Origin of the sequence: Chryseobacterium contaminans (assembly GCF_001684955.1) — a bacterium.
In the GTDB taxonomy this organism is placed as follows: domain Bacteria; phylum Bacteroidota; class Bacteroidia; order Flavobacteriales; family Weeksellaceae; genus Chryseobacterium; species Chryseobacterium contaminans.
Window position 1 is genome coordinate 1 of the sequence record NZ_MAYF01000329.1, and the last position, 19,761, is coordinate 19,761.

Below are 19,761 nucleotides of genomic sequence, written 5' to 3' on the forward strand. Positions count from 1 at the left end.
GATAAGAACCTTTTGGCGATCAACAAAAGCTTCCAAAGTCACCCATTCGTTATGCTGGACAGGCAGCCTCAGACCTTATTCACAAAAGATTCCACCAATATTTACCTTTTTTTACAGAAGAAAAAGACCAATACTTTTGATGGCGTCATTGGTTTTGGAAATGACAAGACTGACAAATTCACATTAAACGGTACTATGAATGTGAATTTCAGGAATATGTTCAATGGCTTCGAGACGATCAACCTCTACTGGCAGAGAAACCCGGACAGAGGTCAAACCTTTGATCTTCAGGTGGACATTCCTTACCTATTTAAGTCTAATGTTGGGATGAATACAAAGGTGAATATCTACAGACAGGATTCTACATTTGCCAATGTAAAATTCCTTCCGGCATTTTACTATCATATTAATAACCGTAACAAAATCGGTCTTCGTGCCACTCTGGAAAACTCAACTGTGATAGATTCCCTGTATGCTATCGGGAAAGACTATAACAAAAAAGGGATCGGGATCTGGTTTGAAATGACCGAGCCTACCGATATTGATCTTTTTCTTTACAAGACAAGAATCAATGCCGGATATGATTATTTAACAACAACTTACACCAAAGGAAATATAAAAGCTGCCCAAAACCAGTTCTATTTCTCAGGAGAGCATAATTACCATATTTCGGGCAACCATTTCCTCAATATCAAAGGAGAAGGAGCTATGATGGATTCTAAAATCGAATTCTCTGCCAATGAACTTTACCGTTTCGGAGGGTGGAATTCTATGCGTGGATTTAATGAGAACTCCCTTGCCGCCGACTTTTATTATTACGGAAGTCTGGAATACCGGTACCTCATTGGCAGCCAGGCATTCTTTGATCTCTTTGGACAATACGGACAACTCAATAACAAATCCCTTAATGTAAAGCCTAAGCTCTACAGTGTTGGGCTTGGTTTCAACTTCTTCATTCCGATCGGGCTTATGAGCTTTCAGTTATCAAATGGTAATGAGTTTGGAAATCCTTTTAAATTCAATGATATTAAGATCCATTGGGGAATCCTGAGCAGGTTTTAAGGAGTAAGGAAGCTGGATGCAGGAAGCTTGAAGTTACTGCACGGTTACTATTTTAAATAGCAGCCTTGTGATTAAAAGTTAATACAACGTATTTCCATTACTTTTAAGACTTCGATAATTCCCAGCCTCAAACTTCCAGCTTCCAACCCTATATAATAAAACCAAAACTCTTATATAGAACGTTCTTTTCATTTTACCATTTCGTTAACTATTTCTATTAAAAAATAGATAAATCATATTTTTATTTTAATATAGCCTTAAAATTCACGTAATAATGGGCAGCTAAATTTGCATTCAAAAAAAATGAAGAAAACTTTAGCTACTTTTGCAGTTTTTTTACTTCCCTTATATATTACAGCTCAGGAGATTGCCGTTTCCGGAAATGTAAAATCTGAAAATGGCACCAGTGTTTCAGGAGTAAACATTACCGATAAAAACACAGGAAAAACCGCTACAACAGATGAAAATGGGAATTTTACCATTTCAGCCAGCCCCAAAGACATCCTCGAATTCTTTTCCCCCGATTTTTCTGTATATACTGTGGAAGTGTCTTCAAAAAAACAGTATTCCATTGTATTGAAAAAGAACAATGAGAAGCAGATTGAAGGTGTTGTTATTACCGCTTTGGGTATTGCCAAGAAAAAGGAAAAGATCGGATATTCTACCCAGGAAGTAGGAACCAAACAGTTTGAAACCATTACCACACCAAGTATCGGGAATTTATTTTCAGGGCAGGTAGCCGGTTTGAATGTTTCTAATCCAACGGGAATGCAGCAAGCACCTCAGTTCACCTTAAGAGGCAATTCCAATCTGGTATTTGTAATTGATGGAGTGATTGTAGAAAAAGAAGTTTTCCAGAATTTAGATCCCAACAATATAGAAAATATCAATGTACTGAAAGGAGCAACAGCTTCTGCTCTTTACGGTTCAAGAGGACGATACGGTGCTATTCTGATTACTACAAAAAGTGCTAAAAAGAAAGGTTTCTCTGTAGAATTCTCTCAAAACACTATGATTACAGGCGGATTTACCAATCTTCCTAAAACCCAGACTGAATATGGAAATGGTTCTCAGGGTAAATATGAATTCTGGGATGGAGCTGATGGCGGGGTGAATGACGGGGATATGATCTGGGGGCCAAAGTTTGTTCCGGGATTGAAAATTGCCCAATGGAACAGCCCGATCAGAGATAAAGTAACCGGACAGGTAATCCCTTGGTATGGCGCTGTAACAGGAACTATGTATAATGACAAAGCACGGTATGAAAGAGTTCCTATTGACTGGAAATACCATGACAATCTAGACACTTTCTTAAAACCTGCTATTATCAATAATAATAATTTTGCGATCAGCTATCGGAATAATAAAGATATCTATAGGTTTTCAGGAAACTTCATGAATTATGATGACAGGGTTCCCAACTCTTATCTTCAGAGATATGGAATCAATTTTTCTTCTGAAAATCACCTGGGAGACAAATTCATTTTTGATACAAAATTTAATTTTAACCAGACTTTTACTCCTAACGTTCCTAACTACGATTACAACCCAAGCGGCCATATGTATACCATTCTGATCTGGATGGGTGCCGATGTAGATGGAAACGCTTTAAGAAACCATATGTGGATCCCCGGAAAAGAAGGTGTGGCACAGGCTAACTGGAATTATGCATGGTACAACAATCCATGGTTCGGTGCTGAATATTATAAAAACCAAAACAGAACCAACATCATTAATGCACAAACCGGATTAGAATATAAGGCGACAAAAGATTTTTCAGTAAAAGGAAAGATCTCCCTTGTTGAAAATCACAGCAAATCGGAAATCTTCAGTCCCTATTCTTATTTCAATTACAGTGCTCCGAGAAGTGGCGGGTATATCCTGAATGATATGAAAACCTGGAACCTCAACTATGATGTACTGGCAACCTACAGGAAAAAAATATCTGAAAATTTTGATTTCACCATCAATGCCGGAGGTTCTGCCTTTTATTATAAGAATAACAGGAATGAAAGATCTACGGATGGCTTAAAAATACCTGAAATCTACACTTTTGAAAACTCCATCGGAGCGATCAAAAACTACTCTTATCTGAAAGAAAAGCTGATCTACAGTGCGTATTCTACTATTGATATCGGACTATACAATGCTTTCTTTATCAATATTTCCGGGCGTAATGACTGGTCTTCTACTTTACCCAAAGCCAACAGGTCTTACTTCTACCCTTCAGCATCCATCAGTGCTGTGATTTCCAACCTGGTGAAAATGCCGGAGTCCATCAATATGCTTAAGCTTTCTGCATCATGGGCAAAAGTGGCTTACGATTTCCAGCCTTATTCCATCAGAAACTACTATTCAAATAACAAAGGAATTAGCTTTAACGGTAATCCAACTTATTTATACCCTACAACTTTAAATGTAGAAAATACTTTAAAGCCTGAACAAACCAAATCTTATGAACTGGGATTAAGCGCCGGACTTTTTAACAACAGAATTACTTTAGATGCCACTTATTTCAGAACGCTTGATTATAATAATATTCTGGAATTCCCAAGTGCTGAATCATCCGGTTTCATCTCACAATACGTGAATGGTAATGAATATACTACAAAAGGATTTGAAATTTCACTTGGACTTGTTCCGATAAAGACAGCTGATTTTACGTGGAAAACCTTAATCAACTGGAGTACTTATGAACAAAAGCTGACTTCTATCTACAATAATATGCCTAATTACAAAAATATCAAATTAGGTGAAAGAATGGACAGCTATTATGATTATACCTGGCAAAAATCCCCGGACGGACAGGTAATCCTGGATGCCAAATCAGGTATGCCGACAAGAGCCAATACTCCAAGTAATCTGGGGCATTTTAATCCGGACTGGACTTTTGGTTTCAACAATACCTTTAAATACAAAAAGCTATCCTTAAACATCGGAATTGACGGAAGCATCGGAGGAATCATGAGATCTCAAGTGGTCGAGAAAATGTGGTGGGGCGGAAAGCACCCGAATTCTGTAGCTTACAGGGATCTTGAATATGCCAACCCGGGAACCTATTATTTTGTGCCGAAGGGAGTAAACTACGATCCCGCAACAGGTCTTTATACTCAGCATACAAAACCTATCAACTTCCAGGATTGGGCTCAGAATTATCCATATCAGGCAAGAGTAACCCAGGATGAAAGTGAAGAGTTTGCAAATGTTTTCGACAGAACTTTCATCAAATTAAGATCTGTAGTCCTGGAATATGACTTCTCTTCATTACTGAATCCAAAAGGTATGATCAAAGGGTTCACTGCCAACATTTCAGCTTACAACCTGGCAATGTGGAAAAAGTCTAAAAATCTTTATTCGGATCCTGATTTCCAGATCAAAACAGGCAGAACGGATGATATTACAAATGATATCCAGGATCCTTCAAGCAGATGGTTCGGAATCGGATTTAACCTTAAGTTTTAATTAAAAAGTACGCTATACAATGAAAAATAATAGTAATAGTTCCAAGATACAAACTGCTAAATGGCTCATAAAATCAGTCGTTGCAGCGGGACTCTTAACCTTGGCTTCCTGTGAATCCAATCTTGATAAAATCAATGAGAATCCCAATGACCAGGCCAGCATTGATCCCAAATATCTTTTAACTTATGTTTCCAAGGCTACCTTCCAGGTGGATGGAGACAATATGTACGCTTCCAGAATGATGATTGGTACCGATGGTGAAAATAAATACCAGTACATGAAATGGAACGAAGCTTCTTTTGAGGTATACTCCAAAGCACTTCTGAACACGGTAAAAATGATGCAGGAGGCAGAAAAGATCAAGAATAAGAACTATGTGGCTATCGGTAAATTCCTAAGGGCTTATCATTTCTTTACTACCAGCTTAAAGGTGGGAAGTATCCCTTACACAGAAGCTGTAAAAGGAGAATCAGGTATTACACAGTCTAAATATGATAGCCAGGATGTAGTAATGGCCGGAATTTTATCGGAATTAAAAGAAGCAAATGATCTTATTAATCCCAATGATAAAATTGAAGGAGATATTGTTTTCAACGGCGATGCCTCAAAATGGAAAAAACTAATCAACTCTTTCCGTCTTAAAATACTTATCACTTTATCTAAAAAAACGACCGTTGGAAGCTATAATATTGCAACAGAATTTGCCTCTATCGCAGGAAGCCAGCCTTTGATGACCTCAATATCAGATAATGGTGAACTTAAGTTTGCAGATGCAGCAGACAGCCGATATACCATGTTTAACAATAGTGGGTACGGATCAAGCTTGTATATGGCAGATTATTTTATTAATTTGTTTAAAGACAGAAAAGATCCACGGCTATTTACTTTTGCTTCCCAGACTACGGGAGCCAAAGAAGCTGGAAAGGCAATTACAGACTTTACGGGGTATAATGGCGGAGATCCTATTTCTCCTTACTCTGAAAATGCAAAATTGATCACAGCAAAAAATATTTCTAAAGTCAACGATCGTTTTTATAAGGACCCTACTAATGAGCCTTCTTCGGTATTGAGCTATTCTGAACTGGAATTTATTCTGGCTGAAGCTACTGCCAGAGGATGGATATCGGGATCTGCAAAAACCCATTACGACAATGCGATTAAAGCCAGTTTCAGCTTTTATCAGACCTACGTAAAGAATCCGGGACAGTATTTTGCAGGGTTTGATGTGAATCAGTATCTGGCAACTCCTTTGGTAGCGTATGATAATTCGGCTTCGTTACAGCAGCAGGTGGAAAAAATCATCACGCAAAAATATATGACCATGTTCCATCAGTCACAATGGACTTCCTACTATGATTATTTAAGAACAGGATATCCAAATTATCCTTTAAAACCGGGTGTTCCAGCGCCATTCAGGTTCAGATATCCTCAGTCTGAATACAATTACAACAGTACCAATTTAAAAGCCGCCCTTACAGCCCAGTATGGAGGAGATGATAATATTAACTCCAAACCTTGGTGGTTGCAATAGAAATCTGGCTTATTTTTATACCTAACAAAGAAATCGCAAGAAAATCCTATTAACTTGCGGTTTCTTTCTTATTACGATTGATCATGAACAGAAGAGAATTTTTAGAAAAATCAAGTATTTTATTGGCCGGATTAGGAACTTCAAGTGTCTTACACCCGGCTATCTTAAAGGCTTTGGCTATAGACCCGGCTGCACAATCCACTTTTTATGATGCAGAGCATGTTGTTATTCTGATGCAGGAAAACCGTTCTTTCGACCATGCTTTTGGAGCACTTAAAGGTGTTCGTGGGTTTCTGGATAAAAGGACTTTTATCAAACAGGATGGTCATTCCGCCTTTTTTCAAAAAGATAAGACCGGGAAATACGCGGCTCCGGCCCGCCTGGATCTGAGAAATACCAAATCAACCTGGATGAGCTCTCTCCCACATTCCTGGGAAAACCAACAGCAGGCTTTCAATAAAGGAAAATATGACCAATGGCTTCAGGCAAAGGCTTCAGGTAATGAAAGCTATAAAGATATTCCGCTTACCTTAGGATACTATAATCGGGAAGACCTTCCGTTTTACTATCAGCTTGCAGATGCTTTTACTATATTCGATCAATATTTTTGTTCTTCAATGACTGGAACTACCCCGAACAGACTTTTCCATTGGTCAGGAACCTTAAGGGAACAGCAAAACGGTAAGTCAAAAGCGAATGTAATAAATGATGATATTGATTATGATAAAGCCAGACAGGCTAAATGGAAAAGCTTCCCTGAGATTTTAGAAGAGCAGAATGTTTCATGGCGTATTTATCAGAATGAAATCAGTCTTCCCAAAGGACTATCAGGAGAGCAGGAAGCATGGTTAAGTAATTTTACAGATAATCCGATTGAATGGTTTTCAAAATTTAATGTAAAGTTTTCAAAAGGATATCATGAACACATTCCTAAAATGATAGCGTCACTGAAACAGGAAATTCTGAAAAAGCCTGATCAGAAAAAAAGACTTGAGGCTATTATTGCCGAACTTCAGGAAGATGAGGTGAAATATCATCCGGATAATTATGCAAAGCTTTCGCAACATGAGAAAAATCTTCACGAAAAAGCCTTTACAACCAATTCAAATGATCCTGATTATCACAATCTGGAAATTGGAAAAGATGAATATGGAGAAAGACTGGTGGTTCCGAAAGGTGATGTATTATTCCAGTTCCGAAAGGATGTGGAAGAGAAAAAACTTCCGCTGGTATCCTGGCTTGTAGCTCCTGAGCACTTCTCGGATCATCCCGGATCACCCTGGTATGGAGCATGGTATATTTCTGAAGTTCTCAATATCCTGACCAAGGATCCAGAAATGTGGAAAAAAACGATATTCATTATCAATTATGATGAAAATGACGGCTATTTCGATCACGTAATTCCTTTTGCCCCACCATTAAATCCAAGCCAGCCGGTTGATATCAACGGGAAAAGTGGTGTGGAATATGTGAGCAAAGACCAGGAATATATGTCCGATCCTACTTTAAAAGACTATGAAAAAGCAGAAGGAACAGTAGGATTAGGCTATCGGGTTCCTATGATTATTGCTTCACCATGGACAAAAGGAGGTTTTGTAAATTCTGAAGTTTCAGATCATACTTCCGTATTGCAGTTCCTGGAGAAGTTCATCATGAAAAAATTCAATAAAAATGTTCATGTAGACAATATCAGCGAATGGAGAAGATCTATTTGTGGAGATTTAACTTCAGCTTTTAATTCTCCGAATAGCAAAGCTCCTCAAATGGATTATCTGGATCAGAAAGATTATACCAAGACCATTAATGCAGCCAAAAACAAGCCTGTTCCCCAATTGAAATGGTATACTGAAAGTGAATTGAATAATAATTTGCTTGATATCCAGGAGAAAGGCTTGAAACCATCCAATCCTCTTCCTTACAATTTTCATGTCAATCTGGAAGGGGGTAAAATTAAAATGATCAATTTAAAAGAAAATGGTGTTCCGCTTCATCTTTACGACAGAACCCAGCTGAATGGCAATAACTATTATTTTTCTTATGCTTTATACTCCGGAAAGGAACTTTCCCACCCGGCTGTATCTTCAGGAAACTATGATTATGAAGTTTTCGGTCCGAATGGTTTTTACAGAAAATTTAAAGGGAATAATGCTCCGGCAGCAGATGTTATCCTGATTAATAATACTTCAAAAAATCAGGTTGAACTGGTCTTTAAAAATGGTAAAAAGGGAAATATTACTCTGGAAAACCTGTATGAAAAAACTAAAAAAACAATAAGCATCCAGAAATCTGAAGAAAAAATTGTTATTGACCTTGCCCCTTACAAAGGCTGGTATGATCTAAAGGTAACATCAGAAGAGCATAGCTGGCACTTTGCAGGTAGAATAGAAACGGGTAAAGTTTCTGTTTCAGATCCACATTGGGCATAAAATTTCTTTAAGCAAAATATTATAGATCCTGGGCAAACGCACAGGATTTTTTATACGCAAAAAGTGAAATATTTTTCAATTATATTTCATTATAACAGAATAATAATCAATTATATAAAAATTATAATATATTTATTTCATAGTTTATTGATTTTTATTATTTTCACTCAACTAATATTAAGATCATGAATAAATTAAAATTATCTGTTGTAATGTCTTTATTTGCAGCCGCCATATCTGGAAATTTAAAGGCACAGGATACCAATACAGACAACCATACGATCACTATTTCGATCCCTGAAGTTGCCCTGGTAGACATTGAGCCAGCTGCTACGAAAAATATTACACTGGGATTTTCAGCCCCTACAGAAGCTGGAAATCCTATTCTACCTAGTGCAGCCAATACTACATTATGGCTAAATTATTCTTCCATCAAATCAGTAGCAGATCCTACTCGTAATGTAAGTGTAAAGGTCAATGCTATTATTCCTGGGGTAGATATTCACGTAACTGCCGCTGCTGCAACAGGTTCTGGAGCTGGTACTTTAGGAACATCAGCCGGGCTTTTAACACTAAGTGCTGCCGACCAAACCATTATTTCGGGTATTGGAAGTGCTTATACAGGGAATGGTACTAATAATGGACATAACCTTACGTATGCGCTTGCTGCAGGAAGTGGCCCTGGTGGTGTAGCAGCTTATGCAGATTTACAGGCAACTGCCACTACTGTAGCTACTGTTACCTATACCATATCGGACAACTAAGAATTTAGATAAATTAATCCTGTATTAAAAACAAGAAGAAATTGTATCTCAGTTTCTTCCTGTTTTTATATTATTCATAACAAACCTCTCAACTTTATATGATGATCAAGCGTATTCTTTTTTTAATCACTTTGATATTGCAGTTCGGTTTTTTACATGCCGGCATTGTGGTTCTTAATGGACTTACGCATTCTTACAAAATAGAAAACGGTAAAGTTTATAAAGGAAAAATAGCCCTTGAAAATACAAGCAACAATCCTCAAAGTGTAAAATTATTTTTACAGGACTTCACTTATCATGCAGACGGTACTATTAATTACACGGCATTGCATACTCATAAGAGAACTAACGGCGACTGGATAAAATTCAATACTAATCTGGTTACCCTGAAAGGCAAAGAAAAGACAGAAGTTCTTTATGAAATTACCGTTCCTGATCATGCCATAGATCCTGGAAGTTATTGGAGTGTCATCATTGTAGAACCTGTAGAAGATATAAAACCCAGTGACAAACAACCCGGCGTGAGTATTACCTCTGTGGTGAGATATGCCATTCAGGTTATTACAGATTATGCTACCGAAAAGGCCAAACCGGACCTTAGATTTGAAAATATCAAAGTAGAAAAAGAAGAAGGAAAACAAACGGTAAAAGTAGCGATTGCCAATAATGGAAATCTTTATTGTAAGTCAACGGCTTCTATTGAAATTTATAACAGGAAAACAGGTGAAAAAGTAGGAACCTTTTCAAGCTTAAAAATGGGATTGCTGCCTTCTACTTCTAAAACGTTCTACATTGATATCAGTAAAGTACCTCCTGCTCAGTACAAAGCTACTGTTATAGCAACGGATGAAGATGAGAACGCTTTTGCGCTCAATGTGGAACTAGAAGTAAAAAATGATTAAAACCTGGATCTTATTTATCATTATATTATTCCCGTTATTGGCTTTTTCTCAACAGCAACCAACCCAATTGGTGAGTAAAAAAGATAGCTTGACACCGGGAATGTCTACTTCTATCCCTTTCAGCCTGCAAAATAATTCAACTGAGAATATGATCTATGATATCTCAGTAACCACTTCAAGTCCACTTATTACTCCTATTTTAGAAAAAGGAGAATTTCAGCTCTCTCCTCAGGAAACTTCAGTATATCTTGTTCCTTTACGCATTTCAGCAGAAACTACACAGGGGGATTATACTGTAACTTTACATATTCTAGATCGTTCTAATGGGCTGTCTTCAACAAAAGTTTCACAAATTACAGTTTCTGCAAAGCGTAAACTTTCTCTTACTACATTGGATGCTCCTGAATTTATACGAGCCGGAGAAACCATCCGTGCTACTTTTCTTTTAAAAAACAATGGAAATGTAACAGAAAACCTTATGTTGGAAAGTAAAAATGCAGTTGTTGATAACGAGCCATCTATCATACTAGGCCCCAATGAATCGAAAATTATTACCATCCATAAACCTACCAATAAGGAATTAGGTCAGAATGAATTTCAAAATCTAAATCTTTCGGTACATTTAAAAGATAGCCCAAAAGAAGATCAGACGGTTTACATCAGTACCCAGGTCATATCCGTACAGCCTTCGAACAAAGATATCTATCACAGGTTTCCGCTTACAGCATCATTATCCTTTATCGGCATGAAGAATATGGGAATATATAATGACGGTTTTCAGGGAGAAATCTATGGTAAGGGAGCATTGGATAAAGACAATAAAAATCAGATTGAATTTCATGCAGCCACACACAATCCTATTGAACTCAATACTTTTACACAGTATGAAGAATATTTTATAAACTATAAAAGAGATAAATTATTGGTGCACCTAGGAGATAAAACCTACTCTTCATCATACTTAACTGAATTTGCCAGATATGGCCGTGGTGCAGAAATCCGGTATCATTTCAACAGGCTGAGTGTAGGTGGTTTTTATAACCGTCCAAGATTTTTCAGAGATATTAAGGATGAATTTAATATATATTCTGCATTTAAAATTCGTAAAGAGTCTGAAATTTCGGTTGGGTACCTTTATAAAATGCCTATGAAAGAAGAATCTAATACCCGAAATACAGGCATAAACTCTGAAGCTCATCTTCCTTATATGAAAGGGCAGTTCAAGGTTTCAAAACATATTAATCTTTCCGGAGAATTTGCCTACAGTACAACAAAAAGAGCAGAGGGAACCGCTTATATGGCACAGGCAGAGGTAAATTTCGACAAATTCAACGGAAATTTAAACTACATGAAAGCAAGTCCCCAGTTTGCAGGATATTTTACCAATACCAATACTTTCAGCGGATATCTCCAATACAGGCTGACTAAGAAAATCAATATTATCGGCAATTATATGCAGGATGCTAAAAATTTCCAGAGAGACACCTTATTTCTGGCAGCTCCTTACAGAAAATACCTGCAGTATGGAATACAATATAAATATTTGTCTAATGGCTCTATTATCATTAATCATGGCTTTCAGAAGTACCAGGATCGTTTGGAGCCTAAACAATTTGATTACTATGAGCGCTTCTTCAGAGTAAGCATAGATCAGCGTATCGGAATATTTCAGGTTAATATTGAAGGGCAGTTTGGAAATACAGACAATTATCTGACAGGATTTAATGGGAATTCAAGTTTATACGCAGCCAATATATCTTTTGAAAAATTTAAAACTTCTTTCAATCTTTTTGGAAGCTATGCTATTACTTCCAGATATCAGCTGCAAAATCAGAAACAGCTTTATTATGGAGCGAGAATCTTCAGCAAATTTTCAGACAAAACCAGTTTAAGTTTGTTCTATCAAAACAACTATATTCCTGAGGAGTATTTTAAAGACAGGAACTTATTTGAACTTCTGTTTCATCAGCAAGTATTCCCTGGTAATGAGCTTGACCTTTCGGGCAGATATTCTCTGCAACGTGGACAGATAGGAGATAAAGATTTTATATTCTCCATGCGTTATACATGGCGCCCCAATATTCCGGTACAGAGAATCGCCGAATATGTATCCTTATCCGGAAATGTCAGTAATATTGGGATCAAAAAAACAGAAGGTATCAGATTAATGTTGGGCAGCTATTTATCCATTACAGACAAAGAGGGAAATTATACATTTAAGAATGTAATTCCCGGCAATTATTTTCTAGAGATAGACCGGTCAACTACCGAAATTAATGATATTCCAACCGTAATCTTTCCTGCAGCACTACAGCTTACCAACAAAGAAAATGTATTTAATTTTGGAATAACAAAAGCTGCCAATATACAAGGCCAGGTTCAACTTTTGGGAACGGAAAATAAGAGACTGACAGATATTGAAGCATTACAGTCTAAAAAAGAAAAGAAAAAAAGAGAAAGCATTATTGTAGAAGCTGTCGGAGGTAGCCAGACTTACCGTAAAATTTGTTTTGTAGGTGAAGATTTTGATTTTACATACCTGAAACCAGGAGACTGGACGGTTAAGATTTACAGAAATGGTCTTGATAAACGATATAAAATTTCGACAGATCAGTTTCAATTTACATTGAACCCTTCGGAAATAAAAAGATTAAATATCCAGATTATCAAGCAACAGATAGAAATTAAATATCAACAGGAGTCCTTAAAAGTAGGGTATAATGAAATAAAAAATAAGAAATGATTCTGAAACATATCCTATTACCAGCCGCATTTATATTCTCCTGTTCATTGTATTCTCAGACGAATGTTACTTTAACATTGCCTGTTGTTACCTTAATGGATGTAGAGCCTACCGGAAACATTGCTTTAAACTTCACAGCCCCTACTGAAGCAGGAAACCCGATTGGTAGCCCAACACCCAATACATCAAAATGGATTAACTATACTTCTGCTATTGCCAGCGGAGGACTTACCAGAAAAATCACAGCGGCCATTAGCGGAACTCTTATTGCAGGAGTAGATATCAAATTACAGGCGGCAGCGGCTTCCGGTGCAGGAGGTGGAACATTGGGAACCCCTTCTGCACAGGTTACCCTTACCAATACTCCGGTTACCATCATAAGTGGAATTGGAGGTGCTTTTACGGGTAACGGAGTTAATAATGGACACAGGCTTACCATTTCCCTGGTTCCCAATACTTATGCCAACTTAACTACCCGGACAAATACCACACTTACTATTGTTTATACCATCACAGAATAAAAATGAAGTATGAAAATGAATTGTCAATCTCTCCGAAAAGTCTGTATAAAAAGGTTTGCTTATATTATACTTATATTCATCAGCAGTTGCATGGAAGCACAGGTTGTAAATGTCTCCGGAAACTGGAATCCCAGTATACCTGTCATTACTGAAGCTGGAAGCAATTATGCAGGAACTTATGATAATTCCGGAAGTACAGGTACTAATCAGATTATACTATCCGGAACATTACCGGGTTCTTTCCTCAACGTCCTTTCAGGTTCCGGTGCCAAAATGACTATGCGTTATACTCCAAACCCCTGGAATAATTCTCTTACACTTTCTGCGAAAAGAACCGGCGGAACAACAACAATACATGGAGTTTGCCTCCTTTGTACTGCTACTATCAATGGTGGAACTGCTTATATTCCAATATCCCAGACAGCTGATACAACTTTTTTAACTTTTACCTTTGGTGGTGTGTTAGGGCTCAGTAACAGTGTAACTTTTGCAGACATCAACTTAATATTGCAGCTAGCCGGAGTTTCTGTAACGGTCCCTGCAAGCACTTATAGTGCAAGAATAGTTTTCACCATCGTTGCAAATTAACACAACCGGACGATGAAAAGACTAAGAAATAAAGTTGTATTGATATATTCAAAAAAAATCCTTCCCAAATAATGGAAAGGATTGCTTTTTAAATATATTTCAAGTTAGTGTTTTGCCCACCAAAGAGGAGTAAGTACTGCATCTTGTCCGCCCAGTAGCTGTACCGCTTTCGCGTACCCATCCTGATCTGTATTTCTGAAGGTACTTGGATATCTCAATCTTTGAGGGAAGTTTTGAATAGAGTTTGTCATATAATTTCCTGAATTTAGATTAGGTAAATTAACCAACGGTGTTTCTATTGCAGGATTTTCAAAGAAAGGTAATCCCAGTCTTCTTTGATCGCTCCAGGATTCCAATGGAAGCCACGGCATATTGGCAATATACTTTTGAGTGATAATTTTTGTAAGTTTATCATTTCTCACAGAACCGTTTTTGTAGATGGTATTTACAGGATACTTAATCTCTACAGAAACCATATTACCCGTAGCAGGATCTTTATAGTTCATGGTATGGCTGGTTCCCGGCTCCGTTACATGCGTATAGGCAACAGAAGTTCCGTCACGATTATAATCCGTTGAAGCAATATACTGAGTATAAAACTGTGACACCCCGTTATACGCAAAACTATCCTGAATACCTTTATTATAAGCAGCCACATCACTCATAGGAACAGACCATCCTTTTAAAGCAGCTTCCGCCATCAGGAAGTAAGTTTCCCAACTTGCAAAGAAAATTCTAAAGTTTTTACCCTCTCTATATTGTTTCCCTAAAGCAGGCATACATCCTATAACTCCTCTTAATCCGTTTCTTTGGCCTTTTACCCCCCAGTTTCCTATTGTGGTGGCGTTCCATGTATTTACAGTATTGATGGTAACTTTAGAACCATCAGCAAAGGTTAAATCGCCATGATTGGTAGTTGCCTGGCTGGTATAAGTAGGATAAAGGGAATAAATAGGACTCGTAAGGTCTCCCGGAATATAAAATGTTTTATAAGCTCTTGGATCTATTTTGTTTGGAAGTCCATCCAACCAGTATCCTGCGCTTGGATCATTGGTCATTGTGGAGAATTGTTCATCATATTTTATGCCTATATAGTCAGAAGCTTTTACAGCAGTATGCTGGGCAGCCGGCAACTGATCTGTAGAATTGATTCCCCCTAAGCCGATGTACATATTATTAAGGGTAGCTGATAAAATCTGAGAATTCCATTCTCTGGACATTACACCTGATAAAGGGTTCCATCCGGTATCTTCTTTAACTTTAAAATTATCATCACTTGTACTGATGAACATATTAGAGTTGGCTGCTGCTTCAAACTCTGTTTTAGCCTTTGCAGGATCTACTTCTGATATTCTCATGGCAATTCTCATTCTCATGGAATTGGCGTACTTTACCCATTGATTCCATTTAAATCCATATACCATATCATAAGCATTGGGATTGGAAGGTGCGGGTTGGTTCACATCTATTTTAGCTGATGCATCTTTCAGCTCATCTAAAATAAAATAATACACCTCTTTTTCAGAATTAAAGTTTGGATTTACTTTGTTAAACGCCTGAATAGGCTGTGGGCCGAAGTTATCAGAGAATTCGCTCATTAAATAAGCTCTCCAGATTCGGGCTACCTGTATAAGGTTATCATAATAAGGTTTACCCTGTCCTATTGATTTCTTTTCATTGGCGATATCAATAGTTGCATTGGCATTATTCAGCCATTCTGAGATTCCCTTCCAATATTCTACCGTCCAGGAGTCATCATATGAACCACCCGCAATACCAGTTGTCAGATGTTGCCTTGCAGCCGTTTTCCAATACAGGACAAAAGTACGTTCAGCAATATTGGGATCTTGTTGAGCACCCAAGATAGAATTATTTAAGAAATATTCTGGTTCAGCACTGTTAATATCAACAGCATAAGGGTTGTTATTTATGTCTTCAAAATCGCTACATGAAGTAAGAACCGTAGCAAGTGCTATGAATGATAAAATATATTTTTTCATAATGTTATTATTGATATTAAAAGCCTAATGTAATAGTGAATAAATAAGATCTGGTTGTTGGAAATGAAAGATTTTCAAATCCTACAGCATTCGAGTTGATCGCAAATACAGATTCAGGATCAATACCTTTTGCTTTACTATACAGCATCCATACATTATTGGCCGTGAAAGCAACCTTAGCACTCTGAAGGGCAAACTTTTGAAATAAACTTTTAGGGAAACTATAAGATACCTGAATATTCCTTAATCTGATATTGGTAGCATCATAGATGTTCTGCTCTGTAATACCAAGATTTCCTGTTGTTACAGCTGCCCAATAGTCTTGTTGGGTAATTTCCTTGGTATTTGCGGCATATCCACCACCAGACTGTTGTACTACCGCATCAAGCACAAAATTGTCTCTTCTCCCTCCAGGAGCTGTATCAGCTGCAAGCCCTACCTTTTGTAAAGCAGATTGGGTACCTGAATAGAATTTTCCACCAATACGACCATCAATCTGAAAAGAAAGCCCTATATTTTTATAACTAAAACTATTGGTAAGCCCAAATAACATTCGCGGGTTTTGATCTCCTAAATAATACTGATCAGGAGTTGCCTGAGGTAATCCATTTGCTCCTACAATCAGTTTTCCATAATTAGGATTATTAGGATCTTCCACTCTTAAAAATTTGGTTCCGTAAATAGCTCCAAAAGGCTTTCCTACTTCTGCAAAAAATGTAACATTATCATAACCTCCCAACGGATATTTCGAGATAGAACCATAAAGTTCTTTTACCTCACTTTTTAGTTTTGAAAAATTAGCATTTACATTCCAGTTAAAGTTTTCATTTTTAAAAATATCGGTGTTTAAGACCACTTCAATTCCACTATTTTGAATTTTCCCGCCATTAACTTTCCTATTCTCATACCCTGAAAGAGGATTCATAGGTAAGTTAATTAATTGTTTTGTTGCTGTGTTAACAAAGTAACTTACATCCAGAGAAACTCTATTAAAAAACTTAAGATCTGCTCCTACTTCAAAAGTCTTTAATTTTTCAGCTTGTACACTGGAGTCATATAGAGTTCTCAATCTCCCCAGAACGGCATGTCCTGTAGGGTCAGCCGCAAGTTTGTAAGTATTGTATAATTCGTAAGGGTTTAATCCATTACCAGTAACTGCATAAGCAGCACGAAGCTTTGCAAAAGTTAATACTTTAGAAGTTGTTCCATTTAGTTTGTTTAACATGTCTGTTAAAACCAAAGATGTACTTAAAGCAGGATAAGAATAGTATCTATTCTCTACACTTAAAGTTGAAGACCAGTCATTCCTGAACGTAGCGTTAATAAACCAATACCCGTCATAATTAATTTCCAAAGCTGCAAAAGCAGAATTAATCTTCTTCCAAAGATCAACCTCATTATTAGCAATACCTGCAAGATCACTCGTATTGGTTACGCTAAAAACATTGGGAACAATTAAATTTTGAGTACTGAAATAAAGAGCTTTCGTTCTTGTCTCCATCAGTTGTCCGTACAATGCAAAGGAACCACCCCATTTTCCAAATAAGTTATCTTTTTTAGCGGTAAGATTTACGATATAGTTATTCTCATAAAACTTTTCTTCACTGGTAGCATAAGAATTTCTGCGTGAAGAACCTGTCCATACTCTCGCATCTGCATTTAAAGCATAAAAATCAGTTCCAAGTCTTACATCTGCACTCAACCAGTCATTAAACTGGTATTTAAGATAACTATTTAGCAGGGCACGATCTTTTTTATCGGCATTAAGACTGTTATATGCTGACCAGTAAGGGTTGATTCCATTGGGGCTAATCCAGTTCGATTTTATATTGTTTTGCATTTGCCCTTCGCGATAATCACGAATATCAATATCCTGTGGCATCAGGAGAATATTAGAATAATAATTCCCGTCACCTCTTCCGCCAGAAGGTCTATTTCTTGCCTTACTGCTAATGTATTGTACCTTTACTTCTGATGTCCATCTTTTTTCTTTTCCAAAAACAGAATTCATTTTCGCCATAAAATTGAACCTCTCAAACTTGGAATTAGGAATTTGGCTATTATCATTTAAATAATTAATAGATGTATATAGGCTGGTTCCTTCTCCCAGAGTTTCCTGAAAGTTCAAAGTATGCTGACTATTGATACCTGTTTTAAAGAAATTATCCAGGTTATCATATCGTTTCATAGTGGTTCCGTCTAATGCAGGTCCCCATGAACTCGTATTATCACTATTAGCAGGATTCGCAGCACCATTTTGGCCCAGACCAAAACTAGTTTGCATATCTGGCTTCATAAAAACAGTTTCAAACCCTAAATTGGTAGTATAAGTAATTCCTATACCTCCTTTTTTCTTACCTGTCTTAGTGGTAATCAGAATAACTCCGTTTCCACCTCGGGAGCCATATAAGGCAGAAGCTGCACCTCCTTTAAGAACAGATATACTTTCTATGTCTTCAGCATTAATATCATTCAATCCATTTCCCATATCCAGATCCGGATTCCAAAAGTCATTATTAAACTCACCATTATTCTGTTTGGCTTTAACCCCCATACCATTACTCAGAGGAACTCCATCTACTACAATCAAAGGTTGACTATCTCCTGTAAGAGAGTTAAATCCTCTTAAATTAATCCTTGATGATGATGCCGGACCAAAACCACCTTTAATTACCTGCATACCCGCCACTTTACCAACTAAGGCATTAGTAACATTCGTTTCTTTAGCATCAACGAGTGCTTGTCCTTTCACATCCTGAAAAGAATACCCCAAACTTTTCTTTTCCTTTTTAACCCCGTAGGCTGTTACAACCACTTCATCAATTTTTCCAACCTTAGTAGAATCTGTCTTCTGTGCAGACAGTTCAGTAAAGCAAAAAAATAAAGATGAAAGAACCCCTACTTTAATGATCATTCTATTCATAATTATATTTAATGTTTAAGAATCAAATATAATATTTTAACACTATTTAATACCATGCTAATAAAAATCGAGCATAAACATTAAAATATCATTGATACAATTGAAGTTATACTTTTATATTTGAAAAAATAGATGCAGTTTTAGTAGACATAGAAAGTTTTTGAATGCAAAAAAAGCTTGCAAGGAATGAAATTGGAAAAGAAATAAAAGAATTCAATAAATATTCCGGATAAGAATAATAGTACTTCTTCTCATGAAGAATTTGTAACAAATGCTAAACATACATTTGTATGATATCTTAGGTGGTAAGTCATTTTACTAAACTTTCATCCCGTTGGCATCCAGATAATGCTATCCACAATTATTTCCATACTCATTATTTCCCATCCTATGTTTAGATCCTTACAGGATGACAACAGCAATCAGTTTATCAGAAGTAACGATACCAGGAAAATATCCTGATATAAGCAAATAAGATTAAAGAATGAATCGTAAACCCAGATAGAGCACAAGAAAAATTTAACAACAAAGTAAAGAGTAAGGTTGAGAGTATTCAATAAGGTGGTATGAGCCTTTCTTTGAGAGTAATCTCCACATTACTCATTACTCATTACTCATTACTCATTACTCATTACTCATTACTGATTTGCTTCTTGTGTATGGTTCCCTGGGTCTTGCGTATATTTGGGTATAAAGCAAAAAAAAGTCTCATACATTGCTGTATGAGACTTTTAAAAATAAAATAAAAACTGGCGGCGGCCTACTCTCCCGCGTTAGCAGTACCATCGGCGCTGGTGGGCTTAACTTCTGTGTTCGGAATGGGAACAGGTGAGCCCCAC

11 protein-coding genes and 1 rRNA gene are annotated in these 19,761 nt (G+C 37.0%); 9 read left to right on the forward strand and 3 right to left on the reverse strand.

Going from position 1 to position 19,761, the window contains the following annotated elements; translation table 11 throughout:
• From BBH99_RS18040 to BBH99_RS18080, 9 genes are all read left to right on the forward strand, one after another.
• Positions 1–1,062 (forward strand): BamA/TamA family outer membrane protein (locus BBH99_RS18040; protein WP_066698982.1); only part of this gene is annotated, 1,062 nt, incomplete at its 5' end.
• 303 nt (positions 1,063–1,365) lie between these two features.
• Complete coding sequence (locus BBH99_RS18045; protein WP_066698986.1) at positions 1,366–4,524, forward strand: SusC/RagA family TonB-linked outer membrane protein; 3,159 nt, start codon at positions 1,366–1,368, stop codon at positions 4,522–4,524.
• A 19-nt stretch (positions 4,525–4,543) separates the two neighbouring features.
• A complete protein-coding gene (locus BBH99_RS18050) occupies positions 4,544–6,055 on the forward strand; it encodes a SusD/RagB family nutrient-binding outer membrane lipoprotein (protein WP_066698999.1) in 1,512 nt (503 codons plus the stop codon).
• Positions 6,056–6,138: 83 nt separating this feature from the next.
• Positions 6,139–8,481, forward strand: a complete 2,343-nt coding sequence (locus tag BBH99_RS18055; RefSeq protein WP_066699002.1) for a phosphocholine-specific phospholipase C — start codon at positions 6,139–6,141, stop codon at positions 8,479–8,481.
• Between the two features lie 185 nt (positions 8,482–8,666).
• The gene (locus BBH99_RS18060) at positions 8,667–9,245 is read left to right on the forward strand and encodes a hypothetical protein (RefSeq protein WP_066699004.1); all 579 of its coding nucleotides are present in this window, start codon (positions 8,667–8,669) and stop codon (positions 9,243–9,245) included.
• Positions 9,246–9,343: 98 nt separating this feature from the next.
• Entirely contained in the window at positions 9,344–10,147 is an 804-nt protein-coding gene (locus BBH99_RS18065) for a WxL protein host-binding domain-containing protein (RefSeq protein ID WP_228390838.1), read from the forward strand.
• Complete coding sequence (locus tag BBH99_RS18070; protein ID WP_066699006.1) at positions 10,140–12,890, forward strand: COG1470 family protein; 2,751 nt, start codon at positions 10,140–10,142, stop codon at positions 12,888–12,890. Before BBH99_RS18065 ends, BBH99_RS18070 begins: the two co-directional genes overlap by 8 nt.
• Complete coding sequence (locus BBH99_RS18075) at positions 12,887–13,411, forward strand: hypothetical protein (RefSeq protein WP_066699008.1); 525 nt, start codon at positions 12,887–12,889, stop codon at positions 13,409–13,411. Before BBH99_RS18070 ends, BBH99_RS18075 begins: the two co-directional genes overlap by 4 nt.
• Before the next feature lie 90 nt (positions 13,412–13,501).
• Complete coding sequence (locus BBH99_RS18080) at positions 13,502–13,999, forward strand: hypothetical protein (RefSeq protein WP_083188874.1); 498 nt, start codon at positions 13,502–13,504, stop codon at positions 13,997–13,999.
• Positions 14,000–14,103: 104 nt separating this feature from the next.
• On the opposite strand, the gene BBH99_RS18085 is transcribed toward BBH99_RS18080, so the two are convergent.
• From BBH99_RS18085 to rrf, 3 genes are all read right to left on the reverse strand, one after another.
• Positions 14,104–15,999 (reverse strand): SusD/RagB family nutrient-binding outer membrane lipoprotein, encoded by a 1,896-nt coding sequence (locus tag BBH99_RS18085; protein WP_066699013.1) that lies wholly within the window; start codon positions 15,997–15,999, stop codon positions 14,104–14,106.
• A 16-nt stretch (positions 16,000–16,015) separates the two neighbouring features.
• Positions 16,016–18,922 (reverse strand): SusC/RagA family TonB-linked outer membrane protein, encoded by a 2,907-nt coding sequence (locus BBH99_RS18090; protein WP_066699016.1) that lies wholly within the window; start codon positions 18,920–18,922, stop codon positions 16,016–16,018.
• A gap of 747 nt (positions 18,923–19,669) precedes the next feature.
• Positions 19,670–19,761: ribosomal RNA gene (rrf, locus tag BBH99_RS18095) — 5S ribosomal RNA — on the reverse strand; the annotation flags it as partial.

Coding starts and splice junctions, on each gene's coding strand:
- BBH99_RS18045 (WP_066698986.1), top strand. CDS start 1,366: ATGAAGAAAACTTTAGCTACTTTTGCAGTTTTTTTACTTCCCTTATAT.
- BBH99_RS18050 (WP_066698999.1), top strand. CDS start 4,544: ATGAAAAATAATAGTAATAGTTCCAAGATACAAACTGCTAAATGGCTC.
- BBH99_RS18055 (WP_066699002.1), top strand. CDS start 6,139: ATGAACAGAAGAGAATTTTTAGAAAAATCAAGTATTTTATTGGCCGGA.
- BBH99_RS18060 (WP_066699004.1), top strand. CDS start 8,667: ATGAATAAATTAAAATTATCTGTTGTAATGTCTTTATTTGCAGCCGCC.
- BBH99_RS18065 (WP_228390838.1), top strand. CDS start 9,344: ATGATGATCAAGCGTATTCTTTTTTTAATCACTTTGATATTGCAGTTC.
- BBH99_RS18070 (WP_066699006.1), top strand. CDS start 10,140: ATGATTAAAACCTGGATCTTATTTATCATTATATTATTCCCGTTATTG.
- BBH99_RS18075 (WP_066699008.1), top strand. CDS start 12,887: ATGATTCTGAAACATATCCTATTACCAGCCGCATTTATATTCTCCTGT.
- BBH99_RS18080 (WP_083188874.1), top strand. CDS start 13,502: ATGGAAGCACAGGTTGTAAATGTCTCCGGAAACTGGAATCCCAGTATA.
- BBH99_RS18085 (WP_066699013.1), bottom strand. CDS start 15,999: ATGAAAAAATATATTTTATCATTCATAGCACTTGCTACGGTTCTTACT.
- BBH99_RS18090 (WP_066699016.1), bottom strand. CDS start 18,922: ATGAATAGAATGATCATTAAAGTAGGGGTTCTTTCATCTTTATTTTTT.